Raw genomic sequence first — 902 nt, 5'->3', positions numbered from 1 at the left:
CTGTCCGGCGTCAGCACCCTTGGGACAGATGAGCGGAGTTGAGGAACGGAGGATTTCTGGCTCATCGTAACTGCCAGGAGAGTGAAGATGAGCCAGAAATCCTCCGCCCCCGTTGCCAAGCCGCCGGCCGAGAAGGTGGTGCGCGACATTCGCCGCGCCACCCGCAAGCACCACTCGGCCGAGGACAAGATCCGCATCGTCCTCGAGGGCCTGCGCGGCGAGGAGAGTATTGCCGCCCTGTGCCGCCGCGAGGCCATCGCCGAGAGCCTGTACTACGCCTGGTCGAAGGAATTCCTGGAAGCCGGCAAACGCCGCCTGGCCGGTGACACAGCCCGCGCCGCCACGACCGACGAGGTCAAGGAACTGCGCCAGGAGGCCCGCACGCTGAAAGAGGTCGTCGCCGAACAGGCGCTTGAGCTGCGCTTGCTGAAAAAAAGCATGATCGCGGCTGGGGACGACCGCACATGAGGTACCCGGCTCACGAGAAGCTCGAAATCATCCGCCTCGTCGAGCAGTCTCACCTGCCGGCACGGCGCACGCTGCGCCAGTTGGGCGTGCCGCCGGCGACGTTCTACCGCTGGTACGACCGCTACCAGGGCGGCGGCCCGGAAGCCCTGGCCGACCGGCCTTCGCGGGCGGATCGCGTGTGGAACCGCATCCCGGATCCGACACGCGACAAGATCATCGACCTGGCGCTGGCCAAGCCGGAATTGTCGCCACGCGAGCTCGCCGTGCGCTTCACCGAGCAGCAGCGCTACTTCGTCTCTGAAGCCTCGGTCTATCGCCTGCTCAAGGCGCACGACCTGATCACCAGCCCGGCTTTCATCGTGGTCAAGGCGGCCGAGGAGTTCCACACCAAAACCACCGCGCCCAACCAGCTGTGGCAGACCGACTTCACCTAC

Annotated in this window: 1 pseudogene; it reads left to right on the top strand. The window is 66.0% G+C overall.

The features are described from left to right. Positions 1 to 87 precede the first annotated feature (87 nt). Positions 88 to 902 (top strand): annotated as a pseudogene (locus ACLF3G_RS29485) (transposase); the annotation flags it as partial.

This window comes from Falsiroseomonas sp. HC035 (assembly GCF_050563525.1).
In the GTDB taxonomy this organism is placed as follows: domain Bacteria; phylum Pseudomonadota; class Alphaproteobacteria; order Acetobacterales; family Acetobacteraceae; genus Falsiroseomonas.
This window is presented reverse-complemented; position numbering and strand designations above follow the sequence as displayed.